This window comes from Candidatus Pelagibacter sp. HIMB1695, assembly GCF_052047655.1.
GTDB lineage: Bacteria > Pseudomonadota > Alphaproteobacteria > Pelagibacterales > Pelagibacteraceae > Pelagibacter.
Map to the genome: position 1 here is coordinate 92,428 of NZ_JBNAJT010000002.1, position 19,442 is coordinate 111,869.

General features: G+C 30.9%; 20 protein-coding genes. 6 read left to right on the plus strand and 14 right to left on the minus strand.

What is annotated here, in order from left to right; genetic code table 11:
- Positions 1-27 precede the first annotated feature (27 nt).
- Positions 28-1,203 (plus strand): MFS transporter, encoded by a 1,176-nt coding sequence (locus tag ACTTAX_RS06940; protein ID WP_440693912.1) that lies wholly within the window; start codon positions 28-30, stop codon positions 1,201-1,203.
- Between the two features lie 31 nt (positions 1,204-1,234).
- Here the strand turns inward: ACTTAX_RS06940 and ACTTAX_RS06945 are convergent, their stop codons facing one another.
- From ACTTAX_RS06945 to ACTTAX_RS06985, 9 genes are all read right to left on the minus strand, one after another.
- Positions 1,235-2,425 carry an ABC transporter substrate-binding protein gene (locus ACTTAX_RS06945; protein WP_440693914.1) on the minus strand — a complete coding sequence of 397 codons (1,191 nt, stop codon included), beginning with the start codon at positions 2,423-2,425 and terminating at the stop codon, positions 1,235-1,237.
- A gap of 92 nt (positions 2,426-2,517) precedes the next feature.
- On the minus strand, positions 2,518-3,999 hold the full coding sequence (locus ACTTAX_RS06950) for an aldehyde dehydrogenase (RefSeq protein ID WP_440693916.1): 1,482 nt from the start codon (positions 3,997-3,999) through the stop codon (positions 2,518-2,520).
- Positions 3,992-4,777 (minus strand): alpha/beta fold hydrolase, encoded by a 786-nt coding sequence (locus tag ACTTAX_RS06955; RefSeq protein ID WP_440693918.1) that lies wholly within the window; start codon positions 4,775-4,777, stop codon positions 3,992-3,994. Before ACTTAX_RS06955 ends, ACTTAX_RS06950 begins: the two co-directional genes overlap by 8 nt.
- A gap of 3 nt (positions 4,778-4,780) precedes the next feature.
- Positions 4,781-5,365, minus strand: coding sequence for an amino acid synthesis family protein (locus ACTTAX_RS06960; protein ID WP_440657024.1), 585 nt, complete (start codon positions 5,363-5,365; stop codon positions 4,781-4,783).
- Positions 5,366-5,368: 3 nt separating this feature from the next.
- Positions 5,369-6,535 carry an LLM class flavin-dependent oxidoreductase gene (locus tag ACTTAX_RS06965; RefSeq protein WP_440693920.1) on the minus strand — a complete coding sequence of 389 codons (1,167 nt, stop codon included), beginning with the start codon at positions 6,533-6,535 and terminating at the stop codon, positions 5,369-5,371.
- 123 nt (positions 6,536-6,658) lie between these two features.
- Positions 6,659-7,810, minus strand: coding sequence for a glycerol-3-phosphate dehydrogenase (gene glpD / locus ACTTAX_RS06970; RefSeq protein ID WP_440693922.1), 1,152 nt, complete (start codon positions 7,808-7,810; stop codon positions 6,659-6,661).
- Positions 7,811-7,864: 54 nt separating this feature from the next.
- Positions 7,865-8,833: a 2OG-Fe(II) oxygenase family protein gene (locus ACTTAX_RS06975; RefSeq protein ID WP_440693924.1), complete on the minus strand. Its 969-nt coding sequence runs from the start codon at positions 8,831-8,833 to the stop codon at positions 7,865-7,867.
- Positions 8,830-9,783: a DMT family transporter gene (locus ACTTAX_RS06980; RefSeq protein WP_440693925.1), complete on the minus strand. Its 954-nt coding sequence runs from the start codon at positions 9,781-9,783 to the stop codon at positions 8,830-8,832. Before ACTTAX_RS06980 ends, ACTTAX_RS06975 begins: the two co-directional genes overlap by 4 nt.
- A 40-nt stretch (positions 9,784-9,823) precedes the next feature.
- Entirely contained in the window at positions 9,824-10,291 is a 468-nt protein-coding gene (locus ACTTAX_RS06985; protein ID WP_440693926.1) for a thioesterase family protein, read from the minus strand.
- Between the two features lie 43 nt (positions 10,292-10,334).
- Here ACTTAX_RS06985 and ACTTAX_RS06990 point away from each other — a divergent pair, with 43 nt between their 5' ends.
- Entirely contained in the window at positions 10,335-10,733 is a 399-nt protein-coding gene (locus ACTTAX_RS06990; RefSeq protein ID WP_440693927.1) for a GFA family protein, read from the plus strand.
- A gap of 7 nt (positions 10,734-10,740) precedes the next feature.
- Here ACTTAX_RS06990 and ACTTAX_RS06995 read toward each other — a convergent pair whose 3' ends face one another.
- Complete coding sequence (locus tag ACTTAX_RS06995; RefSeq protein WP_440614059.1) at positions 10,741-11,766, minus strand: quaternary amine ABC transporter ATP-binding protein; 1,026 nt, start codon at positions 11,764-11,766, stop codon at positions 10,741-10,743.
- 120 nt (positions 11,767-11,886) lie between these two features.
- Here ACTTAX_RS06995 and ACTTAX_RS07000 point away from each other — a divergent pair, with 120 nt between their 5' ends.
- Together ACTTAX_RS07000 and ACTTAX_RS07005 are read left to right on the plus strand one after the other, a co-directional pair.
- The gene (locus ACTTAX_RS07000) at positions 11,887-12,618 is read left to right on the plus strand and encodes a class II aldolase/adducin family protein (RefSeq protein ID WP_440693928.1); all 732 of its coding nucleotides are present in this window, start codon (positions 11,887-11,889) and stop codon (positions 12,616-12,618) included.
- Entirely contained in the window at positions 12,618-13,757 is a 1,140-nt protein-coding gene (locus tag ACTTAX_RS07005; RefSeq protein ID WP_440693929.1) for a TauD/TfdA family dioxygenase, read from the plus strand. Before ACTTAX_RS07000 ends, ACTTAX_RS07005 begins: the two co-directional genes overlap by 1 nt.
- Here the strand turns inward: ACTTAX_RS07005 and ACTTAX_RS07010 are convergent.
- Genes ACTTAX_RS07010 through ACTTAX_RS07025 form a run of 4 tightly spaced genes read right to left on the minus strand, consistent with a single transcriptional unit; the run spans position 13,754 to position 17,464 of the window.
- Positions 13,754-15,184 carry an aldehyde dehydrogenase family protein gene (locus ACTTAX_RS07010; RefSeq protein WP_440693930.1) on the minus strand — a complete coding sequence of 477 codons (1,431 nt, stop codon included), beginning with the start codon at positions 15,182-15,184 and terminating at the stop codon, positions 13,754-13,756. The two genes, ACTTAX_RS07005 and ACTTAX_RS07010, sit on opposite strands and share 4 nt — an antisense overlap.
- Positions 15,184-15,654: a 2OG-Fe(II) oxygenase gene (locus ACTTAX_RS07015; protein ID WP_440693931.1), complete on the minus strand. Its 471-nt coding sequence runs from the start codon at positions 15,652-15,654 to the stop codon at positions 15,184-15,186. The genes ACTTAX_RS07010 and ACTTAX_RS07015 overlap by 1 nt, the downstream gene beginning before the upstream one ends.
- Positions 15,654-16,595 (minus strand): NAD(P)-dependent oxidoreductase, encoded by a 942-nt coding sequence (locus ACTTAX_RS07020; RefSeq protein ID WP_440693932.1) that lies wholly within the window; start codon positions 16,593-16,595, stop codon positions 15,654-15,656. The genes ACTTAX_RS07015 and ACTTAX_RS07020 overlap by 1 nt, the downstream gene beginning before the upstream one ends.
- Positions 16,595-17,464: a DMT family transporter gene (locus ACTTAX_RS07025; protein WP_440693933.1), complete on the minus strand. Its 870-nt coding sequence runs from the start codon at positions 17,462-17,464 to the stop codon at positions 16,595-16,597. The genes ACTTAX_RS07020 and ACTTAX_RS07025 overlap by 1 nt, the downstream gene beginning before the upstream one ends.
- A gap of 59 nt (positions 17,465-17,523) precedes the next feature.
- Here ACTTAX_RS07025 and ACTTAX_RS07030 point away from each other — a divergent pair, with 59 nt between their 5' ends.
- Positions 17,524-18,270, plus strand: a complete 747-nt coding sequence (locus ACTTAX_RS07030) for a maleate cis-trans isomerase family protein (protein WP_440693934.1) — start codon at positions 17,524-17,526, stop codon at positions 18,268-18,270.
- Positions 18,270-19,439 carry a M24 family metallopeptidase gene (locus ACTTAX_RS07035; RefSeq protein ID WP_440693935.1) on the plus strand — a complete coding sequence of 390 codons (1,170 nt, stop codon included), beginning with the start codon at positions 18,270-18,272 and terminating at the stop codon, positions 19,437-19,439. Before ACTTAX_RS07030 ends, ACTTAX_RS07035 begins: the two co-directional genes overlap by 1 nt.
- The last annotated feature ends 3 nt before the right edge of the window (positions 19,440-19,442 follow it).

The window sequence follows — 19,442 nt, forward strand, 5'->3', positions numbered from 1 at the left end:
GTATATGGCTGACAAGTATATGTTTTAATGAACAGAAATCTTTCGCTACTTATTTCAAGTCAGGTTTTTGGTTTTACAGCAGCCAATGTAACAGTTTTTTTAAGTGGAATAATCGGAAGTCAGCTTTCAACTATTAAATCACTAGCTACTTTTCCACCTTCAATTTATGTTGTTGGTATAGCAATTTCTACTATTTTTGCTGCAAAAATTATGTCAATTATTGGCAGACGTTTAGGTTTTGTTTTGGCATCTATAGGTAGTTCTTTAGCTTGTTTGCTTGCTGCTTACTCAATCTTTATTAATAGCTTCATAATATTTTCATTTTCTTGTTTTTTACTTGGTACTGGAATGGCTTTCATTCATCAGTATAGATTTGCAGCAGCTGAAACAGTTGAAAAAGATAAAGCACCCAAGGCAGTTTCTATGCTTTTGTTAGCAGGAATTGTCTCTGCATTTATAGGAATTACTTTAGCAAATAAAACAAAAGATTTAATTAGTGATCATGTTTATGTTGGATCGTATATCGCATTAGCATGTCTTACTATTATGCCTGCAATTTTTTTAGGTTTTTATAAAAATTCAAAAATTACTAATAAAAATAATTCAACATATTCCAATGTTAGGACTTACAAAGAATTTGTTTCTGATCCAAAATTTTTACAAGCAATGGTAGCTGCTACTTTTGGTTATGTGGTTATGGCATTTTTAATGACAGCTACTCCAATTAGTATGCATTATGTCCATAAATTAAGTGTAGACAAAGTTGGATTGGTTATCCAATTTCACGTACTTGGAATGTTTCTTCCATCATTGTTCACAGGTAATCTAATAAAGAGATTTGGTTTTTCAAATATAATGTACACGGGAGTATTTTTTTATGCTTTGACAATATCATTAAGCTTATTTGAACCAACTTTTATAAATTATTTTGCCTCATTGATATTTTTAGGTATAGGGTGGAATTTTCTATACATCTCAGGAACTAGCTTATTAGTTACCACCTACAATGAGCAAGAAAAATTTAAAGCCCAAGGATTTAATGATCTAATAGTTTTTTCTGCTACAGCAATTGGAAGTTTATCAGCAGGAATTTTAATTTCATTGTTGAGTTGGAAAATAGTAAATTTTATGTGTATTCCTTTTTTGATAATTATTTTATTTGTAATTTTAAGAGCAGATATAAAAAAAGCCCCAGCAAACTAATTTACCAGGGCTTTTTAAAATAAGATTTAAATTATCTTTGTTTTTTAGTTTTGAATTCTCCACCTTTAACTTCTTGCTCTAAGAAAGAACCTTCAGCTTCACCAACTTCAGTAAAAGATACTCCAGTAGCACCTTCGTAGTTTATCTTTTTACCTTTTGCTAGTAAGTCTAAACCTTTCTTTAATTCACCTGGGTAGATTTTAGTACCAGGAGCGTTAGCAACATCCATTACATTTTTTGCAATAGATGCTCTATCAGCAGAGTTACCTGCTTGCATTGCAAGAACTATTAAAGCAGCTGCATCATAAGACTCTCCAGTGTAAGGACCAGATGAATCTATACCACCAGCTTTCGCAACTTCTGCAAATACACCAGCACCTTTACCAGTAGAACCCGGTAGAGATCCAAATGACTTGCTTAAGTCTTTTCCGAATGCATCAACTAATGATTGACCAATCATACCATCTGATAAAACGAAAGTATCAAATGCACCAGAGTCTAAAGAAGCCTGAATAATTCCTTTTCCTCCTTGGTCAAGATAACCAATAACCGCTACAGCATCACCACCAGCAGAAGCAAGAGTTGCTACTTCTGATGAGTAATCAGCTTTACCATCTTCATGAGCAGTTACAGTTGTAACTTTAATACCATGAGCTTCAACTGCTGCTTTGTAAACATCAGCTAAACCTTTTCCATAGTCATTATTAGTATAAGTAATTGCAATGCTTTTTACTTTTCTGTCTTTAGTAATGTCAGCTAAGATTTGACCACCTCTAGCATCTGATGGAGCAGTTCTAAAGAAATATCCATTATCATCTAGAGTAGTTAATCCTGGAGAAGTTGCTGAAGGTGAAATCATTACTACACCGTTTGGTACAGCAACATTTGTTGCAATAGCACCTGTTACGCCTGAACAGTCAGCTCCCATAATTGCAGCTACACCACCTGAAATTAAACCTTCAGCTGCTGCTGTTGCTGCTGCTGAGTCAACACAAGTTGAGTCTGCTCTCATTGCTTCAATTTTTTTTCCACCAAGCAATGAACCTGAATCTGAAGCTTCTTTAAATGCAAGCTCTGCAGATGCAGCCATAGCCGGAGTAAGAGATTCAATAGGACCTGTAAATCCTAAAATGATTCCCATTTTGATCGAATGTCCGTCTGCCATAACGTTTGAACCAAAGCTTGATACAAACATAAATGCAGCGATAAATAGTTTTCTCATTATCTTCCTCTTTATTGTTAACAATTTATAAAATCTAATTTAAGTATGAATAATCTGAATATTCAATGACAAAATTGGCTTATTTTAAACTATTATCTGATAGAGAATGGGTCTAAAGATGGTTCATCTGATGTGTAGAACCAAGTTGTTTTTACTCTTGTGTAATCTTTAATTGAGTCAATTCCTGCTTCTTTACCGTATCCACTATCCTTGATACCTCCAAATGGAGCTGACGGTGAAATTAATCTGTAAGTGTTTACAAAAGTAATTCCTGCTCTGATAGCATTGGATACCCTCATGCCTCTTGCAAGATCGCTGGTGTATACACCTGAAGAGAGACCATATTGATTATCATTCATTAATTTTATCACTTCTTCTTCAGTATCAAATTTCATAACTGATAAAACAGGTCCAAATAATTCGTTTTCTGCTACTGGTAAGTTATGATTTTCACATTCAATAATAGTTGGGGGAAAATAATAACCTTCATTTGAAAAAGAATGTCTTTTACCTCCACATTTAATTTTACCACCTTGTTCAACAGTTAATTTAATATTTTTTTCTATTACCTCTAATTGTTTAAAGTTACTTAATGGACCCATCTCAGTATCGGGATCCATTGGAGCACCAATTTTAATTTTTTCTGCTCTAGCTGCTAACTTGTCTAAAAATTCGTTATAAATTCCTTTTTGTAAATATAATCTTGAACCTGCTATACAACTTTGACCGCTAGCTCCGAATATTCCAGCGGTAATTCCATTAATTGCATTTTCTTGTTTAGCATCATCAAATACTGCTACAGGACTTTTTCCTCCTAACTCTAAACTTACTTCAGATAAATTCTCAGCAGAATTTCTAATTATATGTCTTGCTGTTTCAGGTCCTCCAGTAAAAGCAACTTTCTCAACTAAGTTATGAGTAGTCAATGCTTTACCACATGGATCTCCAAAACCAGAAACTACATTAATTACACCTTTAGGTATTCCAGTTTCCTCAACAAGTTTTGCAAATTCAAACATTGTTGCTGGAGCTAATTCAGAACATTTGATTACTACTGTATTACCCATAGCCAAAGCAGGAGCAACTTTTGTTGCAGTTAAAAACATTTGAGAATTCCAAGGAATGATAGCTGCAATAACTCCTATTGGAATTCTAGTTGTGATTGCTTGAATATTTGGTTTATCTATTGGAAGAACTGTTCCCTCAACTTTGTCAGCTAATCCTGCGTAATAATCATAATATTCAGCAATGTATTTTGCTTGTTGATAAGTTTCTCTGTACAATTTTCCTGTATCAATTGTTTCAATCTTACCTAGCAATTCAGAATTCTCTCTAAGCTTGTTTCCAATAGCTCTTAAAAATTTTGCTCTATCTCTTGCAAGCATTTTTGGCCATTCACCTTCAAAAGCTTTTTGCGCAGCTTTTACAGCTATGTCTACATCGTTTGCACTAGCTTCTGGAACTACAGCCCATGGCTTATTATCTTCTGGATTTAAAGTTTCAAAAGTTTTTTTTGTATCAGAGTCTACCCACTCACCATCTATAAACATTTGATATTTTTTTAATTTAGACATTATTTATATGTTTCATTATTGCATTATTTACTTCGTCTGCATATTCAATAGTACACAAATGCTTTCCATTTTTAATTTCAATATATGTTGAGTTTTGAATATCTTTATTTAAATTTTTAGACATATCAGGTGTAGATCCTGGATCATCTGAGCCTGTAATTATTAATGTATTAGTTTTAATATTTTTTACATTTTCAAGATTATCTTTGTAATTCGCAAATAACTCATAAGCTTTTATAAAATTTTCTTGGTCTTTTCCCTTTTTGTTAAGAATTTTCATAAACTCATCATATAATTCAGGATTTTGTTCAAGGTACTTATCTGAAAACCATCTCTTCATTGCCATTTGAGAAATAGGCATATTTTTTTTTGCTAAATTGACCCTATCAACAACATTTTGTCTTTCCAAATCTGTCTTTTTGTATGTAGTGGAAATCAATGTTAAGGAATTTAAATAATTTTCAAATTTTGATGCAAATTCTATTGCTATTAGCGATCCAATAGAAAATCCGATTAAATTAAATTTCTCTATTTTTAAGTTATTTACTAGATTTGACAATTGGTCAGTAAAATTTTGCATTGATAAATTTGGCTCTTTAAAGGGTGTTTTCCCATGTCCTAACAGATCGTAAGTTATAAATGAATTGTCCTTGAAAAATTCAATTTGTGGTTTCCACATTTGTTGATTTAAACCAACACCATGAATAAAGATCAAAGGTAAAGAATTTTTATTATTAAAATAATAATGATTTTGATTAGTATCAAAATTATAAGACATCAATTAATTATCAATGCCCATCTCTTTCATATCTTGATATCGATCACCAGTTCTTGCATGAGCTCTTCCCGTTGGAGCTCCACCTATAGCAACAACTATTTCATCTTCATTAGGCGCATCATGAATAGTAAATTCATGGGTTAAATAAAAAGGTCTTAATCCAGCATCAGTTTTATGCATCATTGGAATTGAAATTTTTGCTCCTGCAGGACCTCTAGTATTTGTAAAGCTTAAATAAGAAGTTCCACCGACAGCGTCTCTAAATTTATTTCCAAATCTAAGAGTATGAATAAATGCAGAGGCGTGTTCTATTTCACCATTTAATCCTACCATCGCCGCCTTACCGTAGGCTAAAATTTTTTCACCTGATCCAATTTCTTTAGTTAATTCTGGTACTAATAGGTCTCCTAATTGAGGTGCAAGATCTAATATTTCTGGTTTTAAATCTTCTACAAAACCTTTTCCAGCCCAAGGATTTTCTATAACAGCTGCAACAGAAACTAACAAAACAGGTTCATTTGCTTTTTTTCCACCTTCAATAAAAGTTTTATCTACAAACTTTGCAAATTTTCTAAGTTTTAGCTCCATGTGTTAACTCGCCTTTTGTATATTAGAATTAATAGGTTTTATATTTGGAATTACCTCTTCTGTAAATAATTTGATGCTTCTCATACAGTCTTCATGTTTGATACCAGGAAAGTTAGACCAAACTTGTAAATTTTGAAGATTTAATTCTTGCTGAAGTTCGTTTATTTTTTCTATTACAAACTCAGGTGTTCCAAATAAAAGATTTCTTTTATGAAGAAATTCATAATTTAATAAATCTAATTTATTTTTAGTCTCAGGCAATTTTTCATCTGGGTCCATATGGTTTCCTAACCCCCTCCAATGACAGACCCATCTCATATAATTTACAATTTGTTCTCCAGCCATTTTTTCTGCTTCTTCCATAGTTTCTGCAACAAACATGTCTCTAACCAAACTTATACCTTCACCTAAAGGAACATCTCTGTTTTCAGCTTTAGATTTTGCTTCTTTAAAAATTTCAAATCTTTTTTTCAAAGCTTTTACAGTTGGGATCCACATAATTGTATTAAGTCCATTTTCTGCTGCCCACTGAATTGATCTTTCTCCATCAACTACTTGTGATATTGGTGGAAATGGTTTCTGATAAGGTTTTGGTAATACTGATATTTGTTTTAATTCGTTTGTTTTTAAATCCACAACATTTTCTTTGGGAGGACTCATGTCGTGTTGCCAAATAAAATTAGGAGATGGATAAGTATAAAATTCTCCTTGATGAGAGAAAAAGTCTTCAGACCATGCTTTTTTCATTATTTCTAATGTTTCCGAAAAAAGTCTAAAATTTTTTGCCTGATCTTTTAGGTCAGCTTCCTTATTCATGTTGATTGCTTCTCTACCGTAAACACCTCTACCAATACCGACCTCAACTCTACCTTTAGACATTTGGTCTAGTGTAGCGATATCTTCAGCAAGTCTTATTGGATTATGAAATGTGATTACGTTACATGCTTGCCCTAAACGAATATTTTTAGTTCTGGCCGCAGCATCTGTACACATCATTAGAGGATTAGTGCAGGACTCCATTCCCTCGTGATTAAAATGATGTTCTGTGTACCAAATAGAATTCCAATTATTTTGGTCGCAATATTCTGTGATTTCTCTAGCTTCGTCTAAAAGTTGGGTATAAGGTTTTTTATCCCAGTTAGTAGTATTACAAAAATATCCAAAGTTCATAAAGCCTCCTTTAAAAATTAATTTAAAGACGACCGATCCCACTTTCGTAAATCTTTGATTTTAACGACGAGTTATGTATCGCTTTATAAAATAACGATATCACTTTTTAATAGCAGTGGAAATCTAAAAAAGCTTCTTTTTATCTGTCCATGGGCCTTTTTTTGTTTTTGGTAAAAACTTTTTAAGATCTAATAGGACTTTCTCAGATAACTTTCTGTATGTAGTAAGTTTTCCTCCATAAATGTTTAAAAGTGGCAATTTTTTTACAATTTGTAAATCAAAAACATAATCTCTTGTAACTTTTGAGGCCTCTTTAAAATCCTCTATTAGAGGTCTTATTCCTGAATAAGTATCAACTATATCTTTTTTGCTAATTTGTTTTTTTAAATAATTATTCACGGACCGAATTAAGTATTGAGTTTCTTGTTTTGATATTACAGTATTTTCTGGCGATTTAACTTCCACCTCAGTTGTTCCAATTAATGAAAATTTCTTTTTATAGGGAATTACAAAAATTATTCTTTTGTCTGTATTTTGAAATGTAAATGCAACATCTTCTTTGTATAATTTCTTTGTAATTATGTGACTACCTTTAACTAATCTGATTTTATTCTTAGATTTTATTTTTATATTTTTATGCAAAGTTTCATTTATCCATGGTCCTGATGCATTTATTAAAACTTTTGATTTTATTTTTTTTCTATCTTGAAGACTAATCACCCATTTATTATTAATAATTTCAGCTTTTTTAACTTTATTGTATTCTAGTATTTTGGCTTTGTTTTTTTTTGCATCTTGTGCATTTAGTTTTGTTAATTTTTTATCATCAATTTGAATATCGTAATATTGAAAACCAGTTTTGAATTTCTCCTTAAGAATATTTGGAAATTTTTTACTAAGATCTAATGTTTTTGATTTTGGAATATTAGTTTTTCCACCTAAATTATCATACAAAAGTAAACCAAATTTAATTAACCATGCTGGTCTAATTTTATCAGTATGAGGAATAATGAATGGAATTGGTTTTGAGATGTGTCTTGCAATTTTGTAAACAATTTCTCTTTCTTTAAGAGACTCTCTTACTAATTTAAATTCATAATTTTCCAGATAACGAAGACCACCATGAATTAATTTTGTTGACCAAGAAGAAGTTGCGCCTCCTATTTCTCCTTTATCTGCTAAACATACAGACAAACCTCTTCCAGAAGCATCCCTTGCGATACCGGCTCCATTTATACCGCCACCTATTATGAATAAATCAAATACTTTAGACATCAAACTAAATTGTTTATAAAATTTAATAATAAATTTTCAACGACTTAAATTATTCTAACGTTGATATTCAATAAATTTTTTTAAAGATTGATTTAGAAATTTTTCATAAATCATACCTGTGTTAGAATATTTTTTTGAATTAAGGAAAGATTTACTCATTTTAAAGTCATAAGAGGGCTCAAAGAAGAATGGAACGGAAAGTCTCTTGCTTTTATTCCATAATACTCTGTGATTTGTAGCTTTAAATTTACCTTGACTTAAAAACTCTAAAGCCCTTCCTGTATTTACTACTAAAGCTTTTTTATTAAATGGTACATCATACCATTTTTTCGTTTTTCTATTCTGTACTTGAAGACCACCTTTTTTATCTTGATATAGAACTGTAAATATTCCACTATCTACATGCGTTTCACATCCAAGTGCTACTCCATCTTGTTTAGATATCTCCACTGGTCTTGTTTGATTTGGATAATAATTAAATCTTAAAGTGCTTAAAGTTTTTAACCTTGAAAAAGCTTTATTTGAAATATTTGGATCAAGTTTATTTAATTTAATTACACTTTTAAACAAAGTTTCACTCAAATTGTAAATATTTTCAAAATATTTGTTTAAGGCCTCAATAGAAGTTTTGTTAAAACATTTATTTAGATCTAAATATTCAATGTATTGGTTTCTGGTTTTTGAAGAATATTTCTTAGTAATTTTTAAATCTCCTATATCCAAACCCTCTTTTCCATTTACATCATTTGGAAAATAACCTCTGTAAAGATTGTTATTTTTTTTATTCCATTTTTTTGGTGACAATTTCCTTTTTTTACTGTCTGACAAATTGAAGAACTTGTTTCCTATTTCACATATTTTATTAATTTCTTTCAAATTAAGACCATGTCCCGTCACTTGAAAAAAACCTATATTTATACAAGCTTTCTCAATTTCTTTAATTGTTTTTAACGCACTCAGGGTCTCAAAATTATTTTTGATAAGTGATGATATGTTAATTGTGGGTATATAATTTTTGGTCATCTTCTAACAGGTGTTTCTGTTGCAATGTATTGCTCTCTGACTTTCTCTCTTAAATATATGTATATTCCAGCTGCTATTATACACGCAACCCCTAGAAATGTTCTTCCAGATGGAATCTCGTTAAATAGGAAATACCCTGGTATCATCGACATTATAATTAGAGAGTATTCAAATAAAGAAACAACCGATGGAGATGCAACTATGTATGCAGAAAATATACAAAGAAAAGCAATTGATGCTGCTACACCAAAAAATAATATAAATTTCCATGTGTAATCAAAGTTAGAAAACCATTCTCTAAAAATAAATTGAGTTGTTGGATCAAAATTAGAATTGTTAAACTGACCATTGCCTATAAAGAGATAAATAGCTCCACATAATATGAGCGCAATTAAATAGAAATAAAATAGTTGAGTGTTTACATCATCTTTGTCAGAGGTATATTTTGTAATTGTCATAGAGGCTGCATAAAAAAATGCACATCCAACTGGAAGTAGACTTTTGTATTCAAAGTCTGAAAAATTTGGATCTAAAACTATAAACACCCCTATAAAACCAAATACAATTGCAGACCATCTTCTAATACCAATAAATTCCTTTAAAAAAAATTTGGCAAAGATTGATACAAAAAAAGGGCAAGAGAAAAAAAGTGCATTAGCTGTTGCTAATGGCATGTAAGTAAGAGAAATAAAAAACGCTGAAAAAGCCAAAAAGTGTAAAACAACCCTTACCAAAGTTAATATTGGATAGTGGGTTTTTAAACTAACCTTTTGCTTTTTAAATTTGATGTAGCAAAACAGTAAAATTGCAGCAACAAAGTATCTGCCAAAAAAAATTTCATATAAAGCTGCTTTTTCAAATATAAATTTGATTAGTGAGTCCTGCATTGCAAATAAAGTCATTGCAATAATAATAAGAACAATTCCTTTAGAGTTATTGTCGGTACTCATTTCGCACCTATACCAAAATAAGATAATGAATAATATTTAATTATTTCTTAAGTTTTGAAGTGAATAAAAGATTTTCATTTGAAAATTCAGCTTGGTTTTTCTTGATAAAAGCAGCCATCAACTTTAACTTTTCTTCCTCGAATTCTGTTACCTTTCTTTTGCTGAGATCAATATATAGAGATATCCATTCCATTGATGCTGAGACTTTTTTAGTCTCTTTTGCAACCATTTCCATTTTTAAATGTAATCGTTTTTTATCATGGTCAAAGTAAGTAAGGATTATATCAACGGATTCTCCTTCTTTGACCTCATTAAGATATTTGGTGTTTGTCTCGACAACCATAGTGCTTCTATTTAGATTTTTTGCTGCACTTGCTCCCATTTTAAACTTTTCAAGCGCTACTTCCCACGCTTCATCAAATATTAAAACATAATAAGCCATGTTCATATGATTGTTATAATCAACCCAGTTCTTTGTGATATTGAAGCTTTTAAGAAAAACAGACATTTAATTTTTTAATTTAATATTAATATCATATAATAAAGTTTTTATGAAAAAAGTCTTAACAGCCAGCTGTTTATGCAAAGGTGTAAAGTTTAAAACACTTAATAAACTTAGGAGTGTATCCAATTGCCATTGTACGAAATGTAGGAAAACTCATGGTATATTTGGTGCTTATACAAATATTAAAGATAAAGAAATTAAATTTTTGAACAAAACTACTTTAAAGTGGTTTAAGTCATCTAAGAATTCCAAGCGAGGTTTTTGCAATAAATGTGGAGCGAGTATATTTTTTAAAGTTGAGAAATCTGACAATGTTTCAATTTCTGCAGGGATGTTTGATGGTAAAACAAAACTAAAAACTTTTAGAAATATATTTGTAGGTTCAAAGTCAGATTTTTATCAAATCAATGACAAACTTCCAAAATATAAAAGATTTGCTAAATAATATTATTTTAAGATTTAGTTAAAGAAGACTGTAATTCTTGATTAGTAATATAACCCTTAATATTACCATTCTTATCAACTACTTCACAATTTGAGTCTGAACAAACTATTTGAGGTAAAAATTCTTCAATAAATTGATCTTCATTTACTTTAATAACGTTTGATTTATCTATATTTTCAGACTCATTTAAATTTTTCATAATTATTTTTGCTTTGATCACTTTTGCTCTATTAACATCTTTAACAAAAGCTTTTACATAATCATCTGCAGGGTTCATTATAATTTCTTCTGGTGTTCCAACTTGTACTAATTTTCCTGAATTTAAAATTCCAATATGGTCACCTAGTCTCAATGATTCATCAAGATCATGAGTAATAAATACAATTGTTTTTTTTAATTCTGATTGAAGATCAATAAGTTGTTTTTGCATATCACTTCTTATTAGTGGATCTAGAGCGCTAAAAGCTTCATCCATTAACATTATGTCTGTATCTGTTGCTAATGCTCTTGCTAAACCAACACGCTGCTGCATTCCTCCAGATAATTGATTTGGATATTGATTTTCAAATCCATTTAATCCAACAGCATCAATTTTTTCCATTGAGATTTTATTTCTCTCATCTTCTGCTTTGCCTTGCATTTCCAAACCATATCCAACATTTTGCAAAACTGTTTTATGTGGGAATAAACCAAACCTTTGGAAGACCATACTCATTTTGTGTCTTCTAAACTCAATTAGCTTTTCTTTATCAAGCGACATCACATTTGTGCCCTCAACCAAAATTTCACCATCGGTTGGATCTATAAGTCTATTTAAATGTCTAATTAATGTAGATTTTCCTGAGCCTGAAAGACCCATGCAAACAAACGTTTCACCTTCTTCAATTTTAAGAGAAACATTATCTAATCCAACTGTATGCCCAGTTTTTTCTAATATTTCGTCTTTAGTTGATCCTTCCTTGACCATTGGAAGTACTGATTTTGGATTATTACCAAAGATTTTATAAACGTTGTTAATTTCGATTTTTGACATCAATTAAGTTCTAACAGTTCATGGCGCACAATGTAAAACAATTTCTATACAACTTTTAATTGATTCTTCTAAATTCGATTTTGTTTGATTTTGTTAGTCATTTAAATAATCATTTAATTTATGAGCAAATCAGATCATGATGTTCGATGCGAACTATCAGCACTTTATAGAATTTTACACATGTATGGGATGACTGATTTAGCTAATCAATGTGCGGGAGCGAGATCAGCGGAAGATAAAGATTGTTCATTTGTTCATCCTTATGGAATGTTTTATGAAGAGATTACAGCGTCATCTTTAGTTAAGATTGATAAAGATGGAAGAAAAATAAATTCAGATGGACCATGGTTAAATGATGGTTGTATTAATCTTGCACAATGGATTTTTAATTCACGTTCTGATGTTAACTTTTATGTTCATGGACACGCTAACGATGTTATGGCAGTTGGAGGGACAAAAGAAGGTTTGATGCATCTATCACAAGCAGCAGTCTATTTAAATCATTTAATTGGATATATTGATTACGAATTTGTTGAAGATAAAGATTTTGGAAAAAAATTTGAAAACCTTATAGGGAAGCACGATATTTTAATTACAAGAAATCATGGATACTACACTGTAGGTAAAACTGCTGCAGAAGCTTTTTTTAGAGCTTATTATTTAGAACAAGCATGTACTGTTCAAGTTAAAAATTTATCAATGGGATTAAGTAAACATGAAATAGACAAACAAAAAGCTGCTTATTTTTGGGACAATATGAGTAGTTCAGATGATTATAATTATGATGGAAAAACAGAGTGGGCTGCATTATTAAGAAAATTAGATCGTGAAAATTCAAATTATAAAAGTTGATGGAACAAAATTATAAAATTGAAAATATAACTAAAAATTCTACTAATTTAGAAGTTGATTGGAGTGATGGAAAAAAAAGTAAGTTTAATTATTTGTGGTTAAGAGATAATTGTCCTACAGCACACGACAAAGACTCTCGTCATAGAATGTTTAATATTCTTAAAGTATCCAAAGATATAAATCCTAAAAAATTTTCTTTGAACAATGATGGTAAACTCCAAATTGAGTGGAGTGAGGGAGATCATGTTAGTTATTTTGATCAAAAATGGCTGAGAGATAATTGTTATACAATTAAAAACAATTTAGAATACAAATCACCCTACAAGCTTTGGGATAATTCTCTCCAGGATCACTTAAAAACTGTAGAGATTGATCATGATGAGATTATTAATTCAGATGAAGGATTAATAAAATGGTTGGAACTTTTGCATCATACTGGAATTGCAATTGTAAAAAATGCACCGACAGATGAGAACTCTGGGTTTAAAGTTTTAAATAGAATTAGTCATACTAGAGAAACTTTTTTTAAAACTCCATTTGAGGTAATAAATATTCCAAAACCAAATAATTCTGCTTACACAGCTCATGCTCTTAGAAATCATATGGATTTACCTTGGTTTGAAACACCTCCAGGATATCAATTTCTTCACTGTTTGGTCAATTCTGCAAATGGTGGAGATTCTTCCGCTGTAGATGGATTTGCAGTAGCAGATTATTTAAGAAAAAATGAAAAGGAAATTTTTGATACACTAGTTAATGTTCACCTTAAATTTAGAGACATGGACTATACTCAAGAATCGGTAAGAAGTTATTATGCACCAGCAATTTCTTTGACTAAAGATAATGATTACCATGACATTAGATTTAGTGTTGCAACTATGGATGCCCTAGATTGCCATCCTGATTTAATGGACAAAGTTTACAAAGCTCATCATCGATTTGGAAATTTATTACACGATGATAAATTTCAAATTAAATTTAGATTAGGGCCAGGAGATATATTTACTTTCAACAATAGAAGGTTGCTCCATGGGAGAACAGAATTTGATCCAAATTCAGGTCATAGGCACCTTCAAGGATATTACATGGATCGTGATGAAATTATTGGAAGATTAAGGTATTTGAGAAATTCAAATTAATTCCAACCAGTTACATTTTTTACTTCTAAAAATTCTTCCAATCCCCAAACTCCTCCTTCTCTACCATTTCCAGATTGTCTGTAACCACCAAAAGGAGTTCCAACATCAGCTGCATTACCGTTTATGTAGACACATCCTGATCTTAATTTTTTTGCAACTCTATGTGCTTTTTCTTTATCATTTGTTTGAAGATAATTTCCTAAACCATAAGAAGTATCGTTTACAATTTTCACTGCTTCATCTTCAGTATCAAACGGAATGATTGATAAAACAGGTCCAAAGATTTCTTCTTTTGCAATTCTCATCTCATTCGTAACATCAGTGAAAATAGTTGGTTTGATAAAATATCCTTTATTTAAACCGTTTGGTAATTCTGGCCCTCCTGCAGCTAAAGTTGCTCCCTCAGAAATTCCACTTTCAATAAGATTTATAATTTTATCATACTGAACCTTTGATATTACAGGACCAATATGATCTCCTTTTTTAGTTGCTTGATCAACTTTAATTTTATTAGCTTCATCAACAGCCTCTTTAACTGCTCTTTGGTAAATAGATTTTTCAACCAACATTCTTGTAGGTGCATCACATGATTGTCCTGAGTTACTCATTACATTTCGGATACCATCTCTTACTGCATCTTTATAACTGTCAGCAAAAACAATATTTCCACCTTTGCCACCTAGTTCAAGACAAACTCTTTTAATTGTATCAGCGGCATTTTTAGAAATTAATTTACCAGCTCTTGTTGAGCCTGTAAAAGAAACCATATCAATATCTGGGTGACTTGAAATGTCTGTTCCAACTCCTACACCATCGCCATTTACTAAATTAAAAACTCCTTTTGGAAAACCTGCTTCATCGATCATTTCTGCAAATAACATTCCTGATATAGGAGCAATTTCTGAAGGTTTTAAAATCATTGTACAACCAGTTGCAAATGCAGGAGCAACTTTAAGAGCGATTTGATTTATTGGCCAATTCCAAGGAGTTATTAATCCACAAACTCCAATTGGTTCATAACAAATATGGTTATTTGATTTTTCATCAAAATGTTCTTCAAAGTCAAAGTTTTTAAGTCTTAATATAAAATCTTCTAAATGATCTCTTCCTGATGCAGTTTGAACATCAGTCGACCAATCCATTGGAGCGCCCATTTCAAGTGAAATAGCTTCAGCCATTTCATTAAATCTTTTTTTATAAATAGTTAATAATTTTTCTAATAATTTAACTCGTTCTTCTTTTGAGGTTTCTTTCCAAGTTTCAAAAGCTTTTTTTGCGGCTTTTACTGCTCTATTTGTATCTTCTGTAGATCCTAGAGAAATTACCGCACAAGGATCTTCATTACATGGATTGATAACATCAAAGTCATTCTTCTTAATTGGATCAACCCATTCACCATCAATATAAAATTTTCTTTTATCTAACATTATAAATAATTAAAATTAATAACTATTCTATATTTTGTATCTGTGCAATCTACAGCACAATGTTTTAAGTTAGAATCAAAAACAACTACACGATTTTCTTTACTTATAATTTTGTCACCTCTCTCAAACTGAGTATAACCATTATTTGAATTCAAATAAAATATTGATGTCTTACAATCTTTAAAATCTATATGCATTTCTGACGAAGTATTTGTAGCTTGTTTAAGAGTAAGATTTGCTTTTATTCTCAAAATTTTTTTTGCCTCTAATTTTGTTAATAGAGGATGTAAAATATCATAATATTTTGAGTGTACTTTTCCTTTCGCTACAAATAGATGATAAAATTGATAATAGTCATCATCTGGCTGAACTTTAAAAGGTATAAAGTACCAAGGGAAACTAGCTAAGTGAAAAGTTTTATTTAGCTGATTGAATTCTTCTTTGCTTAAAAAATTGTCTTTAATTTGCACTAAATCTCATATCCTTTTTGCTCAGGCTCGTTGTCAGTTAATTCTTCTGGAAATCCTTTAGCCCTAAAATTAATGTTATTTAAATCCTCCATTCTTTTTACTATCATTGAAGACCATGCTCTTGAACCATATTTTTTTTGTCCATCTTTAAATATTGCAACAATTTTTGGAGATATTTCTAGTGGAGCTTTTAACTTTTTTGCTAGATCATCAAATAAACCTGTATCTTTTAAAACTAAATCCATAGTAAAATTTATATTATAAGATCCATTTAAGATTACTTGACTTTCAGTTTCGTGAACAAATGAATTTCCTGATGATGCCGCAATTCCTTTAAATGTTTTTTCAAGATCTAGATTAGATTTTTTAGCAACTGTCCAAGCTTCTCCTAAAGCAACCAAATGTACTGAAGCTAAATAATTTGTAATTACTTTTAGAGTACTTGCTGTACCTAATTCACCGGTGTGCAATACTTTTCTACCCATTACTGTTAAGACAGGTAAAATTTTTTCAAATGCTTTTCTCTCACCACCTACAAAAATTGCAATATTTCCTGTTGCAGCTCTATGACAACCACCACTTACAGGGCCATCTAAAGGTATAGCTTTTTTTGCAATTACTTTTTTTCCAATTCTCTTTACCTCAGCTTCATCAGTAGTACTCATTTCAAGCCAGATTTTATTTTCAGAAAGGCCTTGAAGCACTCCATCTTCAGCTTCCATAACTTCTGCACTTACTTTTATTGATGGTAAAGAAGTAATTATAAGATCAACTTGCTCTGCAAGTTCTTTTCCAGAGTTTGCAACTTTTGCACCAGAACTTTTAAATTGATCTGTTAAATTTTGATCTACATCTCTTACAGTTAAGTCAAATCCATTTCTCAGTAAACTTCCTGCAAGTTTAGCACCCACATTTCCTAGACCAATAAAACCTATCTTCATTATTTTACCTCTTCTTTTTTATTTTTTGTAAAAACTATTAATATGACACCAACAATTATTATTGCTCCACCAATGAATAGTTCTTTTGTCGGCTCTTCTCCCAAAAGAAAAATTGCAGCTAATAATCCTGTTGGAGGAATTCCCATAGTTACAATTGGTAGAACTTTATAAATTGGATTATTTTTTATGACATAATAAAAGCAACCATATGTTACAGGCTGCATTATAAAACCAATGTAGATTGCAATAATCCAATGATCAATTTTTGCATTAGAGATATAATTTATAGTATTTCCATCAATGATTGCTGATAGTAATATTAAAATTGGACCAGAAAATAATGCCATCCAAGCAACCAATGCTAAAGGATTAATTTCTTTACTTAAAGGTTTCACCATTACTTGCCCAAGAGCCCAAATAGCAGAGCCTAGTATTGTCAATCCAATACCAATAATTTTTCCATCTAAATTTGGTGAGCCAGTTAAAACATAAACACCGATAAATGCTATACCAATACCAATTATAGCTCTAATTGTTGGTTTCTCTTTAAGCATAAAGTAAGCAAAAATAACTCCAAACGGCACCTCCATTTGAACCAATAAAACTGCAGAAGATGCATCAATCAAGTCTAAACCAGAGTAAGTGATACTATATTGCAAAGTATTAGCTATTAAAGAAGCTATTAATATTTTTAGCAAATAACCTCTTGGTATTGGAAACCACCAGACTAAAATTGATGCTGCAAATATAAATCTTAAACCCATTAATAAAATTGGTGGAAAAGATTCAAATGCTGGTTTTGCAATGACAAAACCAAAGCCTAAAAAAATCGGAACCAATGATGCAATGAAGGTATCTTTTAAATTCATGTCGTAAATTTAATATTAATGATTATTAAAGAACTTCTGATATATTCATCTTTTAAAATATGAATTCAACAAAAATAGATCCAAAATACATTAGTAAATCAAATCCAAGAGTTGGCTTAATAGCTCTTGCAAGTGATTTTATGATTGAGAGAGATTTTATTAATGTCATAAAAGACAGGAAAATTGATTTTTTTGTTAACCGTATTGAGTGTTACAATCCATTAACTCGAGAAAACCTGATTAAAATGTCTAATAAAGTAACTGAGGTTGCAAAAGATATTTTACCAGATCAAGATATTGATTGTGTTGTTTATGGTTGTACCTCTGGGACCATTGCAGCTGGATATAATTCTATTGAACAAAAAGTAAAAGCAGCAAAACCAATGGCTGATGTTACAACGCCAAGCACTGCAGCAATTAAAGCTTTAAAAAAATTAAATATAAAAAAAATTTCTTTGTTCACACCTTATAGTAAAAAACTAAATGATGAAGTTTTAGATTATTTTAAAACCGAGGGATTTGAAATTACCTCTAATTCTTACTTTGATATCGAAGCTGATTATGACATTGGTAAAGTAGATCAAGACTATTTATATGAAGTATTATCTAAAATTGATTTAAATGGGGCAGAGGCTTTGTTTGTTTCGTGTACAGCACTACCTGTATTACCAATTATTGATAAACTTGAAAAAAAATTAAACACAGTAGTTTTATCTAGCAATCAAGCATTAATTTGGGATACACTTGTAAAAATAAATAAAAATAACTCTGTTGAGGGATTTGGAAAACTATTTGAGGTTAACTAATGTCATTTACTAAAGAAGAATACAAACAAAGATTAAAAAAGGTTCAAAAAATGATGCAAGAAAAAGGCATTGAACTTTTAATTTCTCATGACACTAATAATTTATATTATCTAACTGGTTATGACGCCTGGTCATTCTATTATGCTCAATGTGCAATCGTTCATGTAAATGCTGATGAACCATTATGTTTTGTAAGAGCTCAAGATGCAGGTGGGGCTTATATAAAAACTTATTTAAAAGATGAAAATATTTTAGTGTATGATGAAGAATATATTCATACTTGGCCAAAACATCCCTACGATAGATTAGTTGAAATAATTAAAGAGAGAAAATGGGATAATCTATCAATCGGATTAGAGATGGATGCTCATTATTTCACAGCTTTTTGTTATGAAAAAATAAAACAAGGTTTGCCAAATGCCAAAATAAAAGACAGTGATCGATTGGTGAATTGGGCAAGATTTACAAAATCTGACGCAGAAATAAATTATATGAAATCTGCAGCAAAAATTTCAGAACAAGGAATGAAAACTGCAATGGAAGTCATTAAACCTGGTGTAAGGCAGTGCGATGCGGTTGGTGAAATTCAAAAAGCACTTTTTTATGGAACAGAGGAATTTGGCGGTGAATATTCAAGTATTGCAACTCTTCTTCCAACAGGAAAAGGTACTTCTGCTTCACATTTAACCGCTACTCAAGATAAATTCGTAGAGGGAGAAGCAACAATTATTGAGCTTTCTGGAGTTTATAAAAGATATCATGCTCCTATGGCTAGAACTGTACTACTTGGAGAGCCTAATCAGTTAAAAATTGATACCATGAACAAAACTATTGAAGCCTTAAACTCAGGAATTGAAGCAATTAAAGCTGGAAATACTGTGGATGATGTTGCTCAAGCTTTCTGGAAAATATTAGACAAATACGGTATCGAAAAAAGATCAAGAACTGGTTATTCAATAGGAATTGGTTATCCTCCTGACTGGGGAGAGCATACTCTTAATATATATAAAGGAGACAAGACAGTTCTTGAGCCTAATGTTTGTTTTCATATGATTGCTGTGATGCAGTTTGGTGACTGGGGTGTTGAGGCGTCTGAGGCTATTAGGGTTACAGAAAACGGGTCAGAGTTATTTTGTAATTTTCCAAAAGAGCTTCATATCAAGAGTTAATTT

Coding starts and splice junctions, on each gene's coding strand:
- ACTTAX_RS07005 (WP_440693929.1), top strand. CDS start 12,618: ATGGAACAAAATTATAAAATTGAAAATATAACTAAAAATTCTACTAAT.
- ACTTAX_RS06945 (WP_440693914.1), bottom strand. CDS start 2,425: ATGAGAAAACTATTTATCGCTGCATTTATGTTTGTATCAAGCTTTGGT.
- ACTTAX_RS07020 (WP_440693932.1), bottom strand. CDS start 16,595: ATGAAGATAGGTTTTATTGGTCTAGGAAATGTGGGTGCTAAACTTGCA.
- ACTTAX_RS06950 (WP_440693916.1), bottom strand. CDS start 3,999: ATGTCTAAATTAAAAAAATATCAAATGTTTATAGATGGTGAGTGGGTA.
- ACTTAX_RS07030 (WP_440693934.1), top strand. CDS start 17,524: ATGAATTCAACAAAAATAGATCCAAAATACATTAGTAAATCAAATCCA.
- ACTTAX_RS06955 (WP_440693918.1), bottom strand. CDS start 4,777: ATGTCTTATAATTTTGATACTAATCAAAATCATTATTATTTTAATAAT.
- ACTTAX_RS06985 (WP_440693926.1), bottom strand. CDS start 10,291: ATGTCTGTTTTTCTTAAAAGCTTCAATATCACAAAGAACTGGGTTGAT.
- ACTTAX_RS06980 (WP_440693925.1), bottom strand. CDS start 9,783: ATGAGTACCGACAATAACTCTAAAGGAATTGTTCTTATTATTATTGCA.
- ACTTAX_RS07000 (WP_440693928.1), top strand. CDS start 11,887: ATGAGCAAATCAGATCATGATGTTCGATGCGAACTATCAGCACTTTAT.
- ACTTAX_RS06965 (WP_440693920.1), bottom strand. CDS start 6,535: ATGAACTTTGGATATTTTTGTAATACTACTAACTGGGATAAAAAACCT.
- ACTTAX_RS06995 (WP_440614059.1), bottom strand. CDS start 11,766: ATGTCAAAAATCGAAATTAACAACGTTTATAAAATCTTTGGTAATAAT.
- glpD (WP_440693922.1), bottom strand. CDS start 7,810: ATGTCTAAAGTATTTGATTTATTCATAATAGGTGGCGGTATAAATGGA.
- ACTTAX_RS07025 (WP_440693933.1), bottom strand. CDS start 17,464: ATGAATTTAAAAGATACCTTCATTGCATCATTGGTTCCGATTTTTTTA.
- ACTTAX_RS06960 (WP_440657024.1), bottom strand. CDS start 5,365: ATGGAGCTAAAACTTAGAAAATTTGCAAAGTTTGTAGATAAAACTTTT.
- ACTTAX_RS06940 (WP_440693912.1), top strand. CDS start 28: ATGAACAGAAATCTTTCGCTACTTATTTCAAGTCAGGTTTTTGGTTTT.
- ACTTAX_RS07010 (WP_440693930.1), bottom strand. CDS start 15,184: ATGTTAGATAAAAGAAAATTTTATATTGATGGTGAATGGGTTGATCCA.
- ACTTAX_RS06990 (WP_440693927.1), top strand. CDS start 10,335: ATGAAAAAAGTCTTAACAGCCAGCTGTTTATGCAAAGGTGTAAAGTTT.
- ACTTAX_RS07035 (WP_440693935.1), top strand. CDS start 18,270: ATGTCATTTACTAAAGAAGAATACAAACAAAGATTAAAAAAGGTTCAA.
- ACTTAX_RS06975 (WP_440693924.1), bottom strand. CDS start 8,833: ATGACCAAAAATTATATACCCACAATTAACATATCATCACTTATCAAA.